Annotated in this window: 20 protein-coding genes and 2 pseudogenes; 15 read left to right on the top strand and 7 right to left on the bottom strand. The window is 30.9% G+C overall.

Annotation, left to right across the window (positions count from 1 at the left end):
* Positions 1–148 precede the first annotated feature (148 nt).
* Genes rsxC through BQ5450_RS01655 form a run of 6 tightly spaced genes read left to right on the top strand, consistent with a single transcriptional unit; the run spans position 149 to position 5,176 of the window.
* Positions 149–1,483, top strand: a complete 1,335-nt coding sequence (rsxC, locus tag BQ5450_RS01680; protein ID WP_071125745.1) for an electron transport complex subunit RsxC — start codon at positions 149–151, stop codon at positions 1,481–1,483.
* Positions 1,484–1,495: 12 nt separating this feature from the next.
* A complete protein-coding gene (locus BQ5450_RS01675; RefSeq protein WP_071125744.1) occupies positions 1,496–2,479 on the top strand; it encodes an RnfABCDGE type electron transport complex subunit D in 984 nt (327 codons plus the stop codon).
* Positions 2,480–3,064: an RnfABCDGE type electron transport complex subunit G gene (locus BQ5450_RS01670; protein ID WP_071125743.1), complete on the top strand. Its 585-nt coding sequence runs from the start codon at positions 2,480–2,482 to the stop codon at positions 3,062–3,064.
* 10 nt (positions 3,065–3,074) lie between these two features.
* Entirely contained in the window at positions 3,075–3,671 is a 597-nt protein-coding gene (rsxE, locus tag BQ5450_RS01665) for an electron transport complex subunit RsxE (protein WP_010247475.1), read from the top strand.
* On the top strand, positions 3,671–4,249 hold the full coding sequence (rsxA, locus tag BQ5450_RS01660; protein ID WP_010247477.1) for an electron transport complex subunit RsxA: 579 nt from the start codon (positions 3,671–3,673) through the stop codon (positions 4,247–4,249). Before rsxE ends, rsxA begins: the two co-directional genes overlap by 1 nt.
* A 9-nt stretch (positions 4,250–4,258) precedes the next feature.
* Positions 4,259–5,176, top strand: a complete 918-nt coding sequence (locus tag BQ5450_RS01655; RefSeq protein WP_010247481.1) for an RnfABCDGE type electron transport complex subunit B — start codon at positions 4,259–4,261, stop codon at positions 5,174–5,176.
* Between the two features lie 134 nt (positions 5,177–5,310).
* On the opposite strand, the gene BQ5450_RS09425 is transcribed toward BQ5450_RS01655, so the two are convergent.
* The 7 genes and pseudogenes from BQ5450_RS09425 to BQ5450_RS09485 all read right to left on the bottom strand — a co-directional run.
* Positions 5,311–5,484, bottom strand: a complete 174-nt coding sequence (locus BQ5450_RS09425) for a transposase (RefSeq protein ID WP_159052462.1) — start codon at positions 5,482–5,484, stop codon at positions 5,311–5,313.
* Positions 5,485–5,492: 8 nt separating this feature from the next.
* The gene (locus BQ5450_RS01650; RefSeq protein WP_071125742.1) at positions 5,493–5,993 is read right to left on the bottom strand and encodes a transposase; all 501 of its coding nucleotides are present in this window, start codon (positions 5,991–5,993) and stop codon (positions 5,493–5,495) included.
* Between the two features lie 179 nt (positions 5,994–6,172).
* Positions 6,173–7,348, bottom strand: a pseudogene (locus BQ5450_RS09490) (IS110 family RNA-guided transposase).
* Between the two features lie 250 nt (positions 7,349–7,598).
* On the bottom strand, positions 7,599–7,745 hold the full coding sequence (locus BQ5450_RS09420) for a transposase family protein (RefSeq protein WP_407674881.1): 147 nt from the start codon (positions 7,743–7,745) through the stop codon (positions 7,599–7,601).
* A 41-nt stretch (positions 7,746–7,786) separates the two neighbouring features.
* Positions 7,787–8,101 (bottom strand): hypothetical protein, encoded by a 315-nt coding sequence (locus tag BQ5450_RS01640; RefSeq protein ID WP_071125741.1) that lies wholly within the window; start codon positions 8,099–8,101, stop codon positions 7,787–7,789.
* A 230-nt stretch (positions 8,102–8,331) separates the two neighbouring features.
* Complete coding sequence (locus tag BQ5450_RS01635; protein ID WP_071125740.1) at positions 8,332–9,228, bottom strand: dihydrodipicolinate synthase family protein; 897 nt, start codon at positions 9,226–9,228, stop codon at positions 8,332–8,334.
* A 186-nt stretch (positions 9,229–9,414) separates the two neighbouring features.
* Positions 9,415–10,210 (bottom strand): annotated as a pseudogene (locus BQ5450_RS09485) (IS30 family transposase); the annotation flags it as partial.
* Positions 10,211–10,418: 208 nt separating this feature from the next.
* Here BQ5450_RS09485 and nrdR point away from each other — a divergent pair.
* From nrdR to priA, 9 genes are all read left to right on the top strand, one after another.
* Complete coding sequence (gene nrdR / locus BQ5450_RS01620) at positions 10,419–10,877, top strand: transcriptional regulator NrdR (RefSeq protein WP_071125737.1); 459 nt, start codon at positions 10,419–10,421, stop codon at positions 10,875–10,877.
* 1 nt (position 10,878) lies between these two features.
* A complete protein-coding gene (locus BQ5450_RS01615) occupies positions 10,879–12,180 on the top strand; it encodes a replication-associated recombination protein A (protein WP_010244740.1) in 1,302 nt (433 codons plus the stop codon).
* Between the two features lie 75 nt (positions 12,181–12,255).
* A complete protein-coding gene (gene asnS, locus BQ5450_RS01610; protein WP_071125736.1) occupies positions 12,256–13,644 on the top strand; it encodes an asparagine--tRNA ligase in 1,389 nt (462 codons plus the stop codon).
* Positions 13,645–13,652: 8 nt separating this feature from the next.
* Positions 13,653–16,064: a leucine--tRNA ligase gene (gene leuS, locus BQ5450_RS01605; RefSeq protein WP_071125735.1), complete on the top strand. Its 2,412-nt coding sequence runs from the start codon at positions 13,653–13,655 to the stop codon at positions 16,062–16,064.
* A 50-nt stretch (positions 16,065–16,114) separates the two neighbouring features.
* Complete coding sequence (locus tag BQ5450_RS01600) at positions 16,115–16,990, top strand: YicC/YloC family endoribonuclease (protein ID WP_071125734.1); 876 nt, start codon at positions 16,115–16,117, stop codon at positions 16,988–16,990.
* A 28-nt stretch (positions 16,991–17,018) separates the two neighbouring features.
* On the top strand, positions 17,019–17,639 hold the full coding sequence (gmk, locus tag BQ5450_RS01595; protein WP_010244730.1) for a guanylate kinase: 621 nt from the start codon (positions 17,019–17,021) through the stop codon (positions 17,637–17,639).
* Positions 17,636–17,938, top strand: coding sequence for a DNA-directed RNA polymerase subunit omega (gene rpoZ, locus BQ5450_RS01590; protein ID WP_010244727.1), 303 nt, complete (start codon positions 17,636–17,638; stop codon positions 17,936–17,938). Before gmk ends, rpoZ begins: the two co-directional genes overlap by 4 nt.
* A gap of 1 nt (position 17,939) precedes the next feature.
* Positions 17,940–19,133, top strand: a complete 1,194-nt coding sequence (gene coaBC / locus BQ5450_RS01585) for a bifunctional phosphopantothenoylcysteine decarboxylase/phosphopantothenate--cysteine ligase CoaBC (RefSeq protein WP_071125733.1) — start codon at positions 17,940–17,942, stop codon at positions 19,131–19,133.
* A 29-nt stretch (positions 19,134–19,162) separates the two neighbouring features.
* Positions 19,163–21,502 carry a primosomal protein N' gene (gene priA, locus BQ5450_RS01580; RefSeq protein ID WP_071125732.1) on the top strand — a complete coding sequence of 780 codons (2,340 nt, stop codon included), beginning with the start codon at positions 19,163–19,165 and terminating at the stop codon, positions 21,500–21,502.
* Position 21,503: the final 1 nt, after the last annotated feature.

Raw genomic sequence — 21,503 nt, 5'->3', positions numbered from 1 at the left:
TTGTTAAAAGTTTATACAAAATAGAGATTGGGAAAGATTTCCTCCTGTCAAATTTTTAAGTAGAATCATATACTTTAATTAAATTTAGTGTTATAATTATAACAAAGGTTAAAAAAATAGGCTTAGGCCAAATAAGGGGTGAAGTTTTATGAGTTCAAGAAATCTCACTTTTTCAGTAGGTGGAGTTCATATGGACGAGCACAAAACTTTGACTGAGAAAATTGCAATTGAAAGGATGCCAAGTCCTAAGATTTGCTACATACCTATGTCACAACATATTGGAGCACCTTGCTCACCTGTTGTTTCGAAGGGAGATTCTGTCAAAGTTGGACAAATTGTGGGAAATTCTGATGCTTACATATCAGCAGCTATACATTCATCTGTATCAGGTACAGTGAAAGAAATTAAAAAAATGTACACTGCTGATGGAAGGTATTGCGATTGTGTAGTTATTGAAAACGATGGCAAAGATGAAATCACAAGTGATTTAAAAGATCTTAAAGATTATAAGGATCATCCTATTGACGATTTAATTCCTTTTATTAAAGAAAAGGGGATTGTCGGAATGGGGGGAGCTGGTTTTCCTCTTCACGCTAAGTTAAAAGGTGAAGATCCAGTTCTTGATGAATGTATAATAAATGGTGCAGAATGTGAACCATTCTTAACTTGCGACCACAGGATTATGCTTGAAAAAACTGAAGAAATATTAGAAGGTTTAGATATTTTTTCACATTTTTATAATAGAGAATCTTCTTACATGGCAATTGAAGAAAATAAACCTGATGCAATTGCAAAGATGGAAGAAGTAATTGCAAAAAATCCTAACTGGAAGCATTTAAAAGTTGTTGGATGTCAAACTAAATATCCACAAGGTGATTCAAAAAGACTTTCTGAAGCTGTTGTTGGAAGAATTGTTCCACAAAATGGAGTAACAAATGATGTTGGAGTTTTTCTTACTAATGTAGGTACAACTCTTGCGTTTTATGAAGCAGTTATAGAAGGAAAGCCTTCTTATGAGAGAGTAATAACAGTTAGTGGTTCTGGTATTAATGAGCCAAAAAATATTTTAGTTAAAGTTGGAACTCCTGTTGGAGATATTTTAGATTTCTGTGGAGGAGTAAAAGAAAACTTTAAAGAAATTATATGTGGTGGTCCTATGACTGGTAAATCAGTCTTTAGTTTAGATGCACCAATTACAAAAACAACTTCTGGTATTTTAGTTTTTACTGAAGAAGAAGTTACTGAAAGAATTGAATCTCCATGTATTAGATGTTCAAGATGTGTAGATCATTGTCCTGCAAATATTAATCCAACTGATATTAATCATGCAATTTTAAAAGGAAATGTAGATTTATGCATGAATCTTCATGCTGATCAATGTATGGAATGTGGAATATGTTCCTTTGTTTGTCCAGCAAAAAGACATCTAAGCGCATCTGTAAAATTAGCCAAACGTGAAATTAGAGCTAATCAAAAGAAATAGGAGGGATCAATTTTGGAAAATAATAAAATAAATAAAGATCCGATGACAAAAAACGAAGCTCGTTTTGTTTCACTTGCTCCGCACATTAGATCAAATGATTCTGTAAAAAAGATTATGCTTGATGTAATTATTGCACTTATTCCTGCAATGATAGCTTCGGTGTATTTTTTTGGAATGAGATCTATTGCACTTATTGCAACTTGTGTAATATCTTCTGTTTTAACTGAATATATTACGCAAAAGGCACTAAAAAAGACTATTCAAGTAAAAGATTTATCTTCAGTTGTAACTGGAATTTTAATTGCACTAAATATGCCACAATCTTTTCCACTTTGGATGGCTGCTTTCGGATCAGTTTTTGCGATATTAATTGTTAAAGAGTGTTTTGGTGGTATAGGATTTAACTTTATGAATCCAGCACTTGCTGCAAGACTTGTGTTAATGGCCTCTTGGCCAAAACAAATCACTGATTATGTTTCACCTGACGTTTTAAAAGGTAGTGTAGATGCAGTTTCATCTGCTACACCTCTTCAAATTATTTCTAGTGGAGATTTGACTAATCTTCCTGCATTGAAAGATATGTTTATGGGAAATATTGGAGGAGTAATTGGAGAAACTTCTGCAATTGCACTTTTAATTGGATTTGTATACTTAGTAATTAGAAAAGTTATTTCTTGGGAAATACCTGTAATATATGTAGCTACAACAGCTGTTTTTTTAATAATATTTGGTATTCCTGCAAACCTTGTTCCTTATGAACTTTTAGCAGGTGGATTACTTCTTGGTGCTATTTTTATGGCAACAGATTATACAACAAATCCTATCAATAAAAAAGGAAGACTTATTTTTGCAATTGGATGTGGGCTTCTTACTGCTCTTATAAGAGTAAAAGCATCACTTCCAGAAGGAGTTTCCTATGCAATATGTCTTATGAATCTTGCAACACCGTTAATTGATAAACTTACAGTTACAAGTGCATACGGGGAGGCGAAGTAAATGAAAGAACCAGTAAAATTTGGGATTATACTATTAGTTTTCTGTGCTATATCTGCAGGACTTTTGGCAGTTGTAAATAGTTTTACTGCTCCAGTAATTGCAGAAGCCGAACTAAAGAACACGCTTGCATCCTATGAAGTTATTTTTGGTGATAATGCAGATAGCTTTGAAGAATATGATGAAGCTAAATTAAAAGATATAAAAGAAAATTATCCAAATATTGAAAAAATATTTGTTGCCAAAAAAGATGGCAATGTAGTTGGTTATGGTGTAAATGTAAAATCAAATGGATATGGCGGAGCGATGACAAATGCTCTTGGATTCTTACTTGATGGCGATAAAATTGCTGGATTTAGAAATATATCTAATGGAGAAACAAGTGGATTTGGTAGCAGAATAACAACTGACGAATATTATCCTTCTTACGAAGGGAAATCTGCAGCAGGTCCTCTAAAATTATCAAAAGATCCAAAAGCAGAAGATGAAGTTATGTGGCTTACATCAGCAACAATTTCATCTAAAGGAGCTTTAGCAGGTTCTAATGATGCCATAAAAGTTTATAATGAAGTTCTAAAGAATGAATAAGGAGGCTTAAATGAAATTATCTAGAGTTTTTTTAGACGGTGCTTTTAAAAACAATCCCGTGTTCATTCAACTTATAGGGCTTTGTTCAACACTGGCTATTACAAATAGTTTGACAAATTCATTGGCAATGGGTATAGCAGTTACTTTTGTACTTATAATGAGTAATACAGTAGTATCTGCACTTAGAAAGATAATACCTGATAAAATAAGAATTCCTTGTTTTATTGTAGTAATTGCCACTTTCGTAACATTAGTACAAATGATACTTCAAGCTTATTCACCATCAATTTATGCAGCACTTGGTATTTTCTTACCACTTATAGTAGTTAACTGTTGTATATTAGGTGAAGCAGAAGGTTTTGCTTATAAAAATGCATTAATTCCATCAATTGTAGACGGAATTGGAACAGGAGTTGGATATACTATTGCTGTACTTGCAATGGGTCTTGTTCGTGAATTCTTTGGATATGGAACATTATTTGAAAAACAAATTTTACCAGAATCCTATCCAGGAATTGGAATTATGGGAGCACCAGCAGGCGCTTTCATACTTCTTGGATTTTTGATAGCAGGATTTAAATTATTGCTTAATAGGAGGGCAGACTGATGTTAGAAAGTATTATTACAATTTTAATTTCGACAATACTTGTAAATAACTATGTATTTGCTCAATTCTTGGGGATTTGTCCTTTTCTTGGAGTATCATCAAAGACAGAAACAGCTCTTGGAATGGGAGTAGCAGTAACTTTTGTAGTTGTACTTGCGTCTGCTATAACTTGGCTAATTCAAAGATTTGTATTGGATAAATTTGGACTTGAGTATTTACAAACAATTGCATTTATACTTGTAATTGCATCATTAGTACAATTCGTAGAAATGTTTATAAAGAAGTCATCACCTTCACTTTATCAAGCAATGGGTGTATATCTTCCACTTATTACAACAAACTGTGTTGTACTTGGCGTAACAGTTTTAAATGTTCAAAATGGATATAACTTAATAGAAACAATATTTAGTGGATTTGGAGCTTCAGTAGGTTTTACACTTGCGCTAGTATTAATTGCAGCACTAAGAGAAAAATTAATGCTTGCAGATGTACCTAAAGCACTTCAAGGAGTTCCCATTGCACTTGTGAGTGCAGGTTTAATGGCCATAGCATTCTCAGGTTTCGGCGGATTGGTATAGGAGGTAATTATGGAAATGAGTACAGTACTTACCCCAGTTTTGTTTTTAGGAATTGCAGGAGCTTTTTTTGGAGTAATTCTTTCAATAGCATCTAAAGTATTTTATGTAGAAGTAGACCCTAAAGTTGCAGAAGTAAGAGATTCTCTTCCAGGGGCAAACTGTGGAGCTTGTGGATTTCCTGGATGTGATGGACTTGCAGAAGCAATTGCAAGTGGAAAGGCACCAGTAAATGGCTGTGTAATTGGTGGAGCAGAAACTGCTGAAAAAGTCAGCCAAGTAATGGGAGTCAATGCAGAAAATGTAGAGAGAAATATAGCAGTAGTTCTTTGTCAAGGAGATTGTGACAAGGCAAAAAATAAATATGAATATAATGACTTAAAAGATTGTAGACTTATATCTGACTATCAACAAGGTGCAAAGGCTTGTACCTATGGGTGCTGTGGAGGAGGCACTTGTGTAAGTGTTTGTGAATTTGACGCAATTCATATGGTAAATGGAGTAGCAGTAGTGGATAAAGAAAAATGTGTTGCTTGCATGAAATGTATCAACATTTGTCCTAAGAAAATTATTTCACTTAGACCATATAAATCTAAAACAGTTGTAAAATGTAAATCTTTTGATCCAGGAAAAGTTGTTAGAAGCAACTGCTCAATTGGGTGTATTTCTTGTGGACTTTGTGAAAAGAATTGTCCAAAGGATGCAATACATGTGGAAAATAATCTTGCGTCAATTGATTATGATAAATGTATCAACTGCGGAATTTGTGTTTCAAAATGTCCAACAGGAGCAATTTATTGTGAGTATCCTGAAAGAGTGGAAAAAATGAAACAAAAGGAAAAAGAAAAGAAAGAAAAAGAAAAACAAGCAAAACTTGAAGAAGCAAAGCTAAAAAAAGAAGCAGCTGAAAAAGAAAATGCTAATGTTTAAAAAGGCTCTTTGTCAATAGTGTTGATGAATAAAAATTAAAAATATATGGTTTATGTTTTATGGCTTAAACCATATATTTTTTTATGGTAAAAACATAAAAAATTCTCAATCTAAAATTGTCAAAAGAACGATAGTCATACGAAACTCTTAATAACTTTAATCTTGTTGTTAATACCTTCAATTTTTCCATTGTTGTAATTAGTATTTAAGGTATTCTTAATCTTTTCTAAATATTTGATAGCTGTACTTATCGCTGTCTTAATTTTGTTGTATATTTCGCCAAACTCATCAGGCTTAAATTCCTGCAAAATAGTTTTTAAAGTGTTAAAATTTTTTCTCTAATAGCAAATAAAATATTTTGGATTAGGTCGTAAATCATCCTGAAAGAATGGTCAAAATCTAAAATATGTTCAACTATTTCTTTTTGAGAGGTGAATTCTTTAAAATAAGGGAAACTCTTAAAATATGTTGATATTAACTTAGCCTTAGGGAGCAATAGGAACTTCCAGTACCTTTTTAAGCACCTATACTCATGCGAGTCTGTTTTAAACTTCTTCATTAGCTGAACTCTTGCCATATTGAAAGCACGAGTAAAATTCTGAACAATATGAAATTTATCAAGAACTATACAAGCATTTTTAAAAACCTTTTTAACAAGTTCCATATAGGGAGAGTAAATATCACAAACAACAATTTTAACTTGAACTCTAACTTTTCTTGGGAATCTTAGAAAATAAGTATCTAATTTAAATAATCTCCTATCAGGAAGAATATCAATGATCTCACCAGTAATGGAATTGGTACAAATAAAACTCATGTGTGCCCTATGGGTATGGCACCTGACACATTTTTAGTAGACTTAAATTCGTCTATAGATAATATAGACCAACTATCAAATGTCAAGAGAAAATAAAAAATAATTATTCTTGAAAATTAAGGCACGTCAAACAAGCCTAAAATTTAGGCTTAAAAAATTAAATAATAATTGGATAGCAACTAAATATTAGGTATGTAAGCTTTGTTATCCCTCAAAACAGCAAAAATTATGTTAGTAAGTTTTCTGGCAACAGCACCAATAGCTGTACCACGAGCCTTACCCATTTGTCTAAGTTTTTGATAATACACAGACAAAGCTGGATCTTTAAAAGCAGCAACACTAGCAGCAAGCCAAATGGCTCGTTTGAGATAAGGAGAACCTCTTTTAGATATCTTAGTATCAGTAGCATTAAAATTGCCAGACTGTTTAACAGCAACATCTAAACTAGCATAAGCAACTTAACTGATTAGCTTTCTCAAAGCGTGAAATATCACCAATTTCTGAGAAAATAGCAGCACCTAAGACATCACCAATACCAGTGATAGAAGTAATAACAGGTCATAAAGAATTAATCATAGAAGAAATTTCTACTTCAATATCTTCTATTTGATCTTCAAGAAAAGAAATTTGAGCAATAATCTGTTTAATTTGAAAAGAAAAAGACTTTAAAGCAAACTTGACACCAAAAGAATTGGAAGCCTTCTCTTGGATCTTTTTAGCCTTATCAATACCAAAGTTACCCTTACTACACTTAGACAATATCTTAGCAAGCTCATCAGCAGGAATAGAAATCATATCCTCAGGTAAAGGATACCTACTCAAAAGCTCCTTAGAAGTAACACCATAAATATTAGAAAAAAGCGAAGAATACTCAGGAAAAATCTGGTCTAAAATAGCAACAAGCTTTCTCTTCCAATCAGAAACTTCATCAACAAGAGCAAACCTGTACTAGAAAGATTTCTAAGAGCAAAAGTATTCTCATCAGAAAAATGAGAAACAGAAAACTCACCAAACCTTAAAATTTGAGCAATAACAAAAGAATCAACAGAATCATTTTTAGTCTTTCTAATATACATCTTTCTAAAAGCATCAGACTGAATAGGATTAATAACAACACAAAAAAAGCCTAAATCAACTAAGAAAGAATAAAGGCTTAACCAATAATGCCCAGTAGCTTCCATACCGATAATACAATTATCAGAAGTTAGACAAAAAGAAAAAATACGTTTCTGAAACTTATCTAAACCCTTAATAGAATTAGAAAAAGAAAAAGACTCAGAAACAAGTTTCCCATTAGAATCAATAATTGAAGCTTCGTGGTTAAACTTTGCAATATCAACACCAACAAAAAACATAAAATCACCTAGCTTTAATATAAATTTAGATAGAGAAAGAGCCCTCAAGAACTTTGCGCCAATCAAACCTCGTTAGACATACAGCAACGGAATGTGCTATCAAGCTCATACTGATAAAGACGTAAAGAAGAGGCGTAACCCTAAATTAGGAAGACGAGCTTCAAGGAGGAAAGCTACGACCTCTATCTATGCAATTATTATCCCATAAGAAAATGGGATAGAAAAGAAGATGTAGTATTTATTACTACAACTATAATATACGAGGTGGAAGATAAGAAAAATCCTGCTTAAAGGATTTATTCCATTCTTTAAAAACTCTAAAAACGGTATTAGGGCTAACACCATTAGATTCAGCAATAGACTTAAAGGATGAAATTTTAGTAAGGTCTAGGGCAATCTTTCTTTTAACATCATTAGAAATATTAGAATATTCATTAACTATATCGGTTTTAGCACTAAATGTAGAACCACACTCTTTACATAAAAATCTTTGTTTTTTAGGAAAAGAATAGTCGGTATATTAGAAATATTAGGAAGTTTAATCTTACAAGTTTTAGTACCATATTTAATAATATTAAAAGATTCATTAACATGACCGCAACATGGGCAAATCTCTGGGGTATAAGTTAATTTCCCATAAATAAATTTAGTATCTATGTATTTAACTTTCTTTACAATAATATTTTCAGTATCAATTACTATATTTTTATCTTTAATGTTCAACAAATCTTTTATATAATTATTAATGGACATAGAATCACTCCTTGGTATTTGGTAGCAACTATATTTTATAGGAATATGATTTCTATGTCTATTTTTTGTACAATCCATACAAAAATAGTGCTGATGATTTCTCACCAACACTATTTATTATAGAACCAAAATATCTAAATTATCAAATTTCATTTGAGTTATTTTTATATGAACTTAGTTTTGATATATGTAGCAATATTATTTGCAATTCATAAGATAAAAAAATTTAATTAAACGTAATAACCCAACTTAATCAATTCCTTACTAAGTTCTTCCCTAAGCTCTGAACTACAAGGAACCAATGGAAGACGAGGTACCCCAAAACTAAAACCTAACAAATTTAACACTTCTTTTACTGGAGCAGGATTTGGCTCAGACTCAATTAGAATAGATAACTTTCTCAAAGATTTATCAATTTTTAATGCTTCTTTCCAATTGTTTTCCATTAATAAATCATACATCTTTACCAATTCTTGTGGAACAATTGTACACATAACTCCTATTCCGCCACTTCCACCTTGGCATAGATTAGCTAAAATCATATTCTCACGACCTGTTGCACTTTCAAAATAGTCACTTTTTGTGCCTTCTATAATTTTATTTGTAAGTGTTGGATCAGTACAATGTTTCATCCCAGTAATATTTGGAACTTTTGCTAGTTCAATAATATCTTCAATTGGCATCTCTACATTTGTGTTTCTTGGAACGTTATATATACATATAGCTAAATTAGGAAAAGTTTCTGCAACTGTTCGGTAATAATCTTTCGTTGCTTCAAAACCTGGTTGTAAATAATGTGGCGTAACTAAAAGAATACTTTCATAACCTAAGTCAACAGCATACTGTGTTAGTTCAAGAGTCTTATTTAAACTGTGGCATCCTGTAGTTGCTATCTTTGGAATTCGATTTTCAATGGCATCTACTGCGATTTTAAAAAGTTGTTTACGTTCCTCTATAGACATTGTAGACCATTCGCCTGTACTACCACCAATACAAATGGCATGTACACCTCTTTCGATATCATAATTTAATAATCGTTTATACTCTTTTTCATTGATAATATCTTCACTTGTAAAGGGTGTAGGTGGTGCAGGTATGATTCCCTTTGGCTTGTATAAATTTTTCATAATAATATTCTCCTTAGCATTATTACTTTATCAGAATTATTTACTAAATTCAGTATAACATATCATCACTCAATGTCAATGGAACATTAATAACATATTCTGGGACCATAAAGTTAGACTTAATATCATAATATTACTTAGTTTACTTTAATATTTAAAAATATCTAGCTTATTATTGTAAATTATAGTTCCTCGTTCATAAGAGGAATAAGGATGGGCATAATAAATAGGACAATCCATAACTTCTTCTAAACGCATAAATTCAGATCCATTATCTGCTGTAATGGATTTAAAGTTATACTGTTCTGATAATTTCTTTAATACTTCATGAACACTTTCAGCTCTCTTATCTTTAATTAAACGGACAATTTCATACCTAGTCTTACGGTCTGTTAACGTGAGTAATTGTTCTCCCTTGGTTTTGTTAAGAATCACTAAGTTAATTTCAAAATGACCAACTTCTTCACGATTTTCAATAACTTTTGGACGCAAATCAATAGAGAGCCCACCCCTTTTTCGAATATCCTTTGTTTTTTTTATGAAAAGTCTTTTTCCTTTTCCTAGGATAGATTAAATCCTTTTTACAAATACCTTTAATCCATCCCTTTTCTATCCAGGAATAAATAGTCGAAAAACAAGGTATACCTTTCTTTTGAGAAATAACTTCAGGAGATAACTTATTCAAGATACCTGCTCTTATAATTTCATCTTTTTCAGGAGACCAAACACTAGTCTTACCAACGGCCATTCGATTCCAATCATAATGGTTTTGAGCCATATCGGCAGAATATTCTACAAATCCACCATTAAAAGACAAATCAACTAGACCCCTATTTATTTCATTATTAATCGTTTGAGGAGCCTTACCAAGTAGCTTAGCAATTTCTCTATTTGATTTTTTATCTTTATTTTTCCAACGGTCAATTAATAATCGTTCAGTGTATGTTAAATGCTTTCCTTTTGTGTTATTATTATCTTGCATCTTGATGAGTACTCCTTTGTATTTTTTTGTTTTATTACATTGTACCCTAGAGATGCTTTTTTATGTTCTTAGGTGGCTAATTTAAATATACAATTTATATATTGGCTTATGGTTATCTTTAACTATTGAATAAAGAAAAGTTAAATGATAATATTGTTATAAACTTAAAAGGTCCAGATGGACCTTTATTTAAATTGGGGTGATAAATATGAAATGTCCTTTTTGTGGATGTGATGATTCAAAAGTTTTGGATACTAGACCAACTGATGAAGGTTATACAATTAGACGCCGCCGTGAGTGTTTAAGTTGTCAAAAAAGATTTACTACTTATGAAAAAATAGAAAAGTCTCCGATAATGGTTATAAAAAAGGATGGAAACAGGCAAGCTTTTGATAGAGAAAAAATTATTAGAGGAATGATAAAGTCTTGCGAAAAAAGACCTGTTTCTATATCTGAAATTGAAAATGCTGTAAATAATATAGAAAAGAGAATAGAAAATTCTATGCGAAAAGAGATTACTTCCCTTGAGATTGGCGATATGGTAATGGACGAGCTTAAAGACTTGGATGAAGTTTCTTATGTTAGATTCGCCTCTGTTTATAGAGAATTTAAAGATTTACAGTCTTTTATGGATGAGCTAAAGAATTTTGTGAAAAAGAAGAATTAATATGGATTTATTTGAATTTAGCATGCAAAAAAACTTAAAAAACAATGCTCCTCTTGCCGATAGAATGCGACCGAGAAATCTAAATGAATTTGTTGGTCAAGATCATGTAATTGGAGATGGAAAATATTTATCTCGTTTGATAAAAAGCGATAGGATTGGATCTATTTTGTTTTATGGTCCTCCAGGAGTTGGCAAGACAACTTTGGCTGAAATAATAGCAAAGACTACGAATAAAAATTTTGTAAAATTATCTGCTGTTACTTCTAATTTAAAAGAACTAAGAGAAGTTTTGAAAAAGGCAGAAGACTCTATGAAATTTCACGATGTTTCTACAATTGTTTTTATTGATGAAATTCACAGATTTAATAAAACTCAACAGGATGCCCTTCTTCCCTTTGTAGAAAGGGGGATTATAACTTTAATTGGTGCAACGACAGAAAATCCATATTTTGAAGTTAATAGAGCACTTCTATCTAGAATGCAAATTATAAATTTGTTGCCGCTTGATGATAAAGATCTTTTTAAATTGTTGGATACTGCACTTTCTGATAGTGAACGTGGTTTTGGAAACAAAAATATTGAAATGAATAATTTTGCAAAGAAAGTTCTTGTAAAAAATTCTAATGGAGATGGAAGATTTTTATTAAATAGTTTGGAAATTGCTGTTCTTTCTACTGATGAAATTGATGGGGTTATAAATATTGATGAAAAGGTAATAGAAGATTCTCTTTTAGTAAAAAATATAAAGTACGATAAAAATGATAGTGAACATTATGATACCATTTCTGCTTTTATAAAGTCTATGAGGGGAAGTGATCCCGATGCGGCTCTTATATATCTTGCGAAAATGCTTGAGGGCGGAGAAGATATTAAGTTTATAGCAAGACGTCTTATTATTTTTGCTTCAGAAGATGTGGGGAATGCTGATCCGCAGGCAATGATATTGGCATCTTCTTGTTTTAATAGTATAGATGTAGTAGGTATGCCTGAAGCTAGAATCATTTTGGCACAAACTGTAACTTATCTTGCAACTACAGAGAAATCTAATGCAAGTTATCTTGGAATAAATAAGGCAATAGAAGATGTTAAAAAATCCAATAATGTTGTCATCCCAAAAAATATTAGAGATAAACACAATCCACAAAATGAAACAAATAAAAAGTATTTATATCCGCATAATTACGAAAATGCTTATATTAATCAAAATTATATGCCAGAGAATTTTTCTGGAGAAAAATATTATGAGCCTAAAAATATTGGCTACGAAATAGAGATAAAAAGACATCTTGATAGTTTGAAATAAGCCTTTAAATTGACAAAAGGTTTATTTAATAATATACTTTACTATTATGTATAAGAATGAAAAATAGGAGGAATTATGTCAATTAGCATTAGAGATATTTTTAAAAATTCCGATGAATTTTTAGATAAAGAAATAGTATTAAGCGGTTGGGTAAAAACAAGTAGAGCGTCAAAAAATTTTGGTTTTATCGAACTTACTGATGGAACTCATTTTAAACCAATTCAAGTTGTTTATGGAAAAGAGCTTGATAATTTTGATGAAATTGAAAAGTTTCCAATTAGCTCATCATTAGAAGTTAGTGGAAAAATCGTAAAGTCACCTGGAAAAAATCAATCTTTTGAACTACAAGCAAATAAAATTGTTGCAATTTGTTCATCAGATCCATCTTATCCACTTCAAAAGAAAAGACATACTATGGAATATTTGAGAACAATTTCTCATCTACGTCCAAGAGCAAATACATTTAATGCTGTTTTTAGAGTAAGATCTCTAATTGCTTATGCAATCCACAAATTTTTCCAAGAGAAAGGATTTGTATATGTTCACGCTCCAATTATTACGACATCTGATGCAGAAGGTGCAGGAGAAATGTTCCAAGTTACAACCTTAGACATTGATTCTATTGCAAAATCAGAGCCAACAGAAGTGGACTATACAAAAGACTTTTTTAATAAAAAAACTCATTTGACAGTTTCAGGGCAACTTGAAGCAGAAGCTTTTGCAGAAGCTTTCAAAAATATTTACACTTTTGGTCCAACATTTAGAGCAGAAAATTCAAATACACAAAGACACGCTGCTGAGTTTTGGATGATTGAGCCTGAAATGGCTTTTGCAGATTTAAATGTAAATATGGATGTTTCAGAGGAAATGCTAAAGTATATCATAAATTATGTTCTTGAAAATGCAAAAGAAGAAATGGAATTTTTCAATAGTTTTATTGATAAAGGCTTGTTAGAAAGACTTCAAAATGTTGTTGGCAATGAGTTTGCGAGAATAACGTACACAGAAGCTATTGCAATATTAGAAAAAGCTGATAGAGAATTCAATTATCCAGTTAGCTGGGGAATAGATCTTCAAACTGAACACGAAAGATATATAACAGAGGAAGTTTACAAAAAACCAGTATTTGTGACGGACTATCCAAAGGAAATAAAAGCATTTTATATGTACGAAAATGAGGATAAAAAAACTGTTGCTGCAATGGATCTTTTAGTACCTGGAGTTGGAGAAATTATTGGTGGATCACAAAGAGAACATAGACTTGATGTTTTAGAAGAAAAAATGAAAAATATTGGAATGAACATGGATACTTATGATTGGTATCTTGATCTTAGAAGATATGGTTCAGTTGTTCATTCTGGCTTTGGGCTTGGTTTTGAAAGAGCTGTAATGTATATAACTGGAATGAAGAATATTAGAGATGTAATACCTTTTCCAAGAACTGTTGGGAATGCAGAATTTTAGGAGTTGTTATGAATAAATATACGCCGAGCGAGATAGAAAAAAAATGGCAAGATTTTTGGGATGAACATGAATCTTTTGTATGTGAAGATAACTCAGATAAAGAGAAATTTTACGCTCTTGTAGAATTTCCTTATCCATCTGGACAGGGACTTCATGTTGGTCATCCAAGGCCATATACAGCTCTTGACATTGTTTCGAGAATGAAAAGAATGCAAGGATTAAATGTTTTATATCCAATGGGTTGGGATGCATTTGGTCTTCCAACAGAAAACTATGCAATTAAAAATAAGATTCATCCTGCAATTGTAACCAAAAATAATATAGAACATTTTAAAAAGCAATTAAAATCAATTGGTTTTTCTTTCGATTGGTCAAGAGAAATAAATACAACTGATCCAGAATATTATAAGTGGACTCAATGGATTTTTCTACAACTTTACAAAAATGGACTTGCTTATAAAAAGGAAATGCCTATAAACTGGTGTCCGTCATGTAAAGTTGGACTTTCAAATGAAGAAGTTGTAGGTGGAAAATGTGAAAGATGTGGACACGAAGTCGTAAGACGTGTTAAGAGTCAATGGATGCTAAAAATTACGGATTATGCGGATAGACTTATAGAAGACCTTGATGATCTCGACTTTATTGACAGAGTTGTAACTCAACAAAAAAATTGGATTGGAAGAAGTGAAGGTGCAAGTGTAAACTTTTCTCTAAAAGATTTAGATGAGAAACTTGAAGTTTTTACGACTAGACCAGATACAATTTTTGGGGCAACTTATATGGTAATTGCACCAGAACACCCACTTATTGATAAATATAAAGATAAAATAGAAAATTTAGCTGAAATAAATTCTTATAGAGAAGAAGTTTCAAAGAAAAGTGATTTTGAAAGAACAGAGCTTGAAAAGAATAAGACTGGCGTTGAAATCAAAGGAATTAGAGCTATAAATCCGCTTACTAATAAAGAAATTCCAATTTGGATTTCTGATTACGTTCTAATGACTTATGGGACTGGAGCCATAATGGCAGTTCCTGCTCACGATGATCGTGACTATGACTTTGCGAAAAAGTTTAGTCTTGAAATAATTCCTGTAATTGAAGGCAGTGATGTAAGCAAACATGCAAACACTGAAACAAGTTCTGGAAAGATGATAAATTCAGGAATTTTAAATGGACTTGAAGTAAAAGATGCTATTTCAAAGATAATAGATTATTTAGTTGAAAATAATTTAGGCGACAGAAAAGTTAATTATAAGTTAAGAGATTGGGTTTTCTCTAGACAAAGATATTGGGGGGAACCAATTCCAATAGTTCACTGTGAAAAATGTGGTTATGTTGCACTTCCAGAAGAAGAGTTACCTTTACTTCTTCCAGAAGTTGAAAATTATGAACCAACAGATTCTGGAGAATCACCACTTGCAAAAATGACTGATTGGGTAAATACAACTTGTCCTAAATGTGGCGGTCCAGCTAAAAGAGAAACTGATACAATGCCACAGTGGGCAGGATCATCTTGGTATTTCTTAAGATATACAGATCCACATAATGACAAAGAACTTGCAAGTAAAGAAGCTTTAAAGTATTGGCTTCCTGTTGACTGGTACAATGGTGGTATGGAACATACAACACTTCACTTGCTTTATTCAAGATTTTGGCACAAATTTTTATATGATATGGGTGTAGTTCCCACTAAAGAACCATATCAAAAGAGAACTTCTCATGGAATGATTTTGGGAAGTAATAATGAAAAGATGTCTAAGTCAAGAGGAAATGTTGTTAATCCTGATGATATTGTAAGAGATTATGGTGCAGATACTTTAAGATGCTATGAAATGTTTATTGGTGATTTTGAAAAGCCAGTGCCTTGGTCAGAAAATGGAGTAAAAGGTTGCCGAAGATTTTTGGAAAGAGTTTGGAATCTTCAAACTATTATAGTTGATGAAGATAATTATTCAGAAAAACTTGTAACAGAAATCCATAAAACTATAAAAAAGGTAACAGAAGATTATGAAAATTTAAAAGCAAATACTGCAATAGCACAACTTATGGGCCTTTCAAATGAATTTAATGATGCTGGAAAAATTACAAAAGAAGATTTTAGAACTTTCCTAATTTTGTTAAATCCAGTTGCACCACATATTACAGAAGAATTATGGCAAATTTGCGATTTAGGTGGAATTTTGTCAGAACAAGAGTGGCCAATATTTGATGAAAAGCTTACAGTAGATGATGAAATAGAAATTCCAGTTCAGTTTAATGGAAAAGTTAGATTTACGATAAATATATCTAGGGACTCAAATCAAGACGAAGTTTTTGAAATTTTAGAAAAAGATGAACTTTATGCAAAAAATATTGAAACTAAAAAAGTTGTAAAGAAGATTTATGTTCCAAATAAGATTGTAAACATAGTTGTAAAATAAAATGAAAAGCACTTTTTAGTGCTTTTTGTTCTTTATGAGGAGTTTTTTTTATGAATAGCATGACAGGTTACGGCCTTTTTGAAAAAAGAAACGATGATTTTTATATTAAAATTGAAATGAAATCAGTAAATAACAGATACTTGGATATCAATATGAGAATGTCAAATTCTTTGATTTATGCTGAAGAATCTGTTAAGTCTTTAATCAAAAGTAAAATTAAAAGAGGCAAGGTCGATGTATTTATAAATTTTGAATGTTTAAACTCTGAAGATGTTAAAATTGATGTTGACTATAAGCTTTTAAATAAGTATATTATTATAAGTAAAGATTTAGAGAAAAATTTTGGAGTAAAAAGTGATATTTCTTTCTTAGAACTTATGAGAGATCCGAATATTTTTAAATCTCAAAAAGATGATTTTGAAGTAGATTTAGTTAAAAAAGAAATTTTAGAAGTTGCAGAAAAATCACTCAATAATCTTGTAGTTTCCAGACAAATCGAGGGAAAAGAAATAAAAAAGGATTTCAAAAAGAAATTATCCGAAATTAAAAAGTTAACTGATTTTGTTGAAAAAAGAGCTCCAATAACTTTAAAAGAAAATGAGGAAAGACTTAGAAATAGAATTTCTGAATATTTAGATGCTACAAAAATTGATGAGTCTAGAATTTTAACAGAAATTGCGATTATCTTAGATAAACTTTCTATTGATGAAGAAATCACTAGATTAAAAATACATATAGATAATTTTAATGATATAATTGAGTCAGAAGAATCAATTGGAAGAAAATTAGATTTTTTAATTCAAGAGATGAATAGAGAAGTTAATACAATTGGATCTAAATCGAATGATATTGAAATAACAAATACAGTTGTAAAGTTAAAATCTGAAATAGAAAAGTTGCGTGAACAAGTTCAAAATGTTGAATAAATTTTTTATATATTAGGAGGGTGATGATTTGGACGGTGGATTCTTATTAGTTTTATCAGGGCCTTCTGGTTCCGGAAAGGGAACTGTAAGTGAAGCTCTTATGAAAAACAATGATGATATTATTTTTTCAACTTCTGTAACAACAAGAACACCTAGACCAGGTGAAGTTAATGGTGAAAATTATTTTTTTGCTACAAGAGAAGAGTTTGAAGAAATGGTAGAAAAGGGAGAACTTTTAGAATATGCTTTTGTGCATACAAATTATTATGGGACACCTAAAAAATTTGTCTTTGATGAGATAGAGAAGGGGGAAATTGTACTTCTAGAGATTGATGTACAAGGAGCTCTTCAAATTAAAGAAAAATATAAAGAAGCTGTTTTTATTTTTCTAATCCCTCCTACTATGGATGAGCTTAAATCAAGACTTGTGAAAAGGGATACAGAAACTGAAGATGAAATAGAAACAAGATATAGAAATGCCTTTAAAGAGCTTGACTTTGTGGGCGAATATGATTACTTTGTAATTAATGATGTCTTGGAAAATGCAGTAAGTAGTATAGAAAATATTATAGCTGCTGAGAAACTTAGAGTTAAGAGGCATAAAGATATAAAAAAGGAAGTTCAGGCAGAAGAGGAGAGAGATAAATGATTATACCATCTTTTAAAGAATTAAAAGAAGTTGCTGATTCAAGATACGAACTTGCAATTTTAGTTTCAAAGAGAGCGAGAAAATTAATTGATGACAACCCACCACTAGTAAAGACTAATAGCGAAAAGCCTGTTACAATTGCAATTGAAGAAGTAATGGCAGGTAAAGTTAAGTTTGGAGAAAAATTAACTGACAGTGAATATAATAAAGTAATATCAAAAGAAAAAGAACAATTAATTGAAAAAATAAAACAAGAAAAAATTGATAGGTTAAAGGAAGAAAATCTCGAAGAGGAATAAAATGTTAAAAGATAAAAAAATTCTCCTTGGAGTCACAGGAGGTATAGCGTCATATAAATCACCTGGTATTTGTAGCCTTCTTAGAAAGATGGGGGCAGAAGTTAAAGTTGTTATGACAAAAAATGCAACAGAATTTGTGACACCTCTCACTTTTCAAACTATGTCAAATAATACAGTTCACTGTGAAATGTTTAACCAACTTCAAAATATGGATGTGGAACACATTTCTCTTGCAAAATGGGCAGATATTATTGTAATAGCACCAGCAACTGCAAATTTGATGGGAAAATTTGCAAATGGAATAGCAGATGATATGCTTACAACTGTTCTGATGGCATCTAGATCAAAGGTAATACTTGCCCCGGGAATGAATACAGTTATGCTAAATTCAGATGCAAATCAAAAAAATATGGAAACTCTTAGGAAAAGAGGGATAGTTATCTTAGATACGAAAGAAGATTTTCTAGCATGCAATGACTATGGTAGTGGTAAAATGCTTGAACCAAGTGAAATTGTAGATGAGATAGATAGAGCACTCACAAAAAAAGATTTAGAAGGTAAGCATGTCGTTATAACGGCTGGACCTACTGTTGAACCTCTAGATCCTGTGAGATTTATTTCGAATTATTCTTCGGGCAAAATGGGCTATGCTTTAGCTGATAATGCAAAAAAACGTGGAGCAAAGGTAACTTTAATATCTGGACCCACAAAAATAAATGTGCCAAAAGTTGATAATTTTGTAAGAGTTAAGACAACTAGAGATATGTATGATGTAGTTGGAGAATATTTTGATAGTTGTGACGTTCTCATAAAAGCTGCCGCGCCAAGTGATTATAGACCAAAGACTTACAGTGAAGAAAAGATAAAAAAGGGCAATGACAGTCAAATGAATCTAATAGAAATGGAAAAAAATCCTGACATTGCAGCTCATTTTGGAAGTATTAAAAAAAATCAAATAATTGTCGGTTTTGCTGCTGAATCTACAAATATTTACGAGTATGCAAAAGAAAAACTTATAAAGAAAAATTTTGATATGATTGTTGTAAATAATATTAAGAAAAAAGGTGCGGGATTTGGTTCTGACACAAATATTGTTTCCATTATCAGCAAAGAGAAAGTTGATGATTTAGAAATAATGGACAAAAAAGAGCTCGCAACAGAAATTTTAGATAGAGTAAAAAAACTTATGAGCTAGAGAAATCTAGCTCTTTTGTAGGTGATAGATTGTTTGCAGATATTTTTATAGAAAATAATTTTCAAAAAATTGATAAACTTTATACTTACATTGTAAAAGATGATGTTAAAGAAGGTATGAGAGTTCTTGTAAGTTTTGGCAATAGTTACAGAGTTGGCATCATACTTTTTTTGTATAAAGATTATTCAGGAGAACATGGGAAAAGTTTAAAAGAAGTAGATTCTGTTTTAGACGACGAACCAATTATATCTAAGGATTTAATTGAACTTGGTTTGTGGATGAAAAATAGATACTTAATAGGATATTCAAAAGCGTTTTCTCCAATTCTTCCTCCTGGAAATTTGCAAAAGATTAAGAAAAAAATTATTATAGAAGATTATCCAACAGGAGAAGATTTAATTTTATTAAATTCTATTGACCTAAATAAATATTATGAAGATTTGAATATTGATCAAAAGAAAATTGTAAAAAAATTACATTCCAAAGGATTTTTAAAATATGAATATGATTCTTTAGTTTTAGTAAAGCCTAAAAGGGAAAATTTTTTAAAGATATCAGAAAATTTTAGTTCTAAGTTTTTAGAAGATATAAGTGAGAAACAGAGAACTGTATTTAATTTTATAAAAGATAAGAAAGAAGTTTCAAGAATAGAAGTCATGACGAGCCTTTCTATTTCTTATTCACCTATAAAGACTTTAATAAAAAAAGGAATAATTACTGAATTTAAAAAAGAAATAAAAAGAGAACCAGATGAAAATAATTTTAGTTCTGAAAATATATCTCTAAATGAAGAACAGCAAAGAGCATTAAAAAGTATAGAAAAAACTGAAAAAGTTGTGACACTCCTTCATGGACTAACAGGAAGTGGGAAGACAGAGGTTTATTTAAATATTGCTTCAAGAGTTATAGAAAATGGTGGAGAAGTAATAGTTTTAGTGCCAGAAATTGGATTGACTCCTCAAATGATAGAGAGATTTAAAGGAAGATTTGGAAAAAATGTTGCAATCATTCACTCAAAACTTTCTTCTGGAGAGAGGTACGATGAGTATAGAAAAGTTTTAAATGGTGATGTTAAAGTTGTTGTAGGAGTTAGGAGTGCAGTTTTTGTGCCTTTTAAAAATTTAAAAATGATAATTGTAGATGAATCTCACGACTCTTCTTATGAATTTCACGACAATTTAAAATATGACACAATAGAGGTCGCTATACACAGAATGAAAGGGAAAGGTAAAGTTTTACTTGGATCTGCAACACCGTCTATTGAAAGTTATTTTTATGCAAAAAAAGGTTATTACAATCTTTGTGAATTGAAAAATAGGGCGAAAAAGGGAGCCTTTCTTCCAAATACGAAAATTGTGGACATGAGAGATGAGCTTTTAATGGGGAATATTTCTATTTTTAGCAGGGAATTAAGAGATGCAATAAAAGATAAATTAGAAAAAAAAGAACAAATTATTTTATTTTTAAATCGACGAGGCTTTTCTAATTTTATTTCGTGTAGATCTTGTGGAGAGGTTATAAAATGTGATAATTGTGATATTTCCATGACTTATCACAAATCAAAGAATAGATTAATTTGTCATTATTGCGGAAGTACAAAAGAAGTACCAAAAGTTTGTCCAAACTGTGGGTCGAAGTTTATAAAACAATTTGGAATTGGTACACAAAAAGTTGAAGAAGAAGTAAACAAATTATTTCCAGAAGCTAGAGTTGTGAGAATGGATAGAGATACAACTACTAAGAAAGATTCTTTTAAAAATTTCTATGATATTGTAAAAAATAGAGAAGCAGATATAATTATTGGAACTCAAATGGTGTCAAAAGGATTTGATTTTGAAAATGTTACACTCGTTGGGATAGTTGCTGCAGACTTGTCCCTTTATATTTCTGATTACAAGGCAAAAGAGAAAACTTTTCAGCTTGTAACACAGGTGGCAGGAAGAGCTGGTCGTTCTTCAAAAAAAGGGGAAGTAATAATTCAAACTTATAGTCCAGATAGTGAAATTATAAAATATTCTGCAAATGGTTATTATAAAGATTTCTATGAATATGAAATTTCTGAGAGAAAGTTATTTTTGTACCCACCTTATATGAAATTAATTGAGTTTGAATTTTCTTCTTATGAAGAAAAATTGACTTATATTTGGGCAGAGAGATTTTTAAAACAAATGAAAAATGATATAAAAAATATAGATTTAATGGTGACGAATTTTATAAAACTTCCAAAGATAAAAAAAATAAACAGGACAAAATTTTCTGTGAAAGTAAAGCCAAAGGATATGAATCTGTTAATAGAAGTTTTGAAAAGGGTAATTATTAATAGTAAAATAAATGACGATAGTAAAATATTTTTAAATATAGAGTTTTAGG

It is taken from the genome of Peptoniphilus lacydonensis (genome assembly GCF_900106515.1).
Lineage (GTDB): Bacteria > Bacillota > Clostridia > Tissierellales > Peptoniphilaceae > Peptoniphilus_A > Peptoniphilus_A lacydonensis.
Note: the sequence above shows the minus strand (reverse complement) of the source record. Positions and strands in the feature narration are given on the sequence as shown.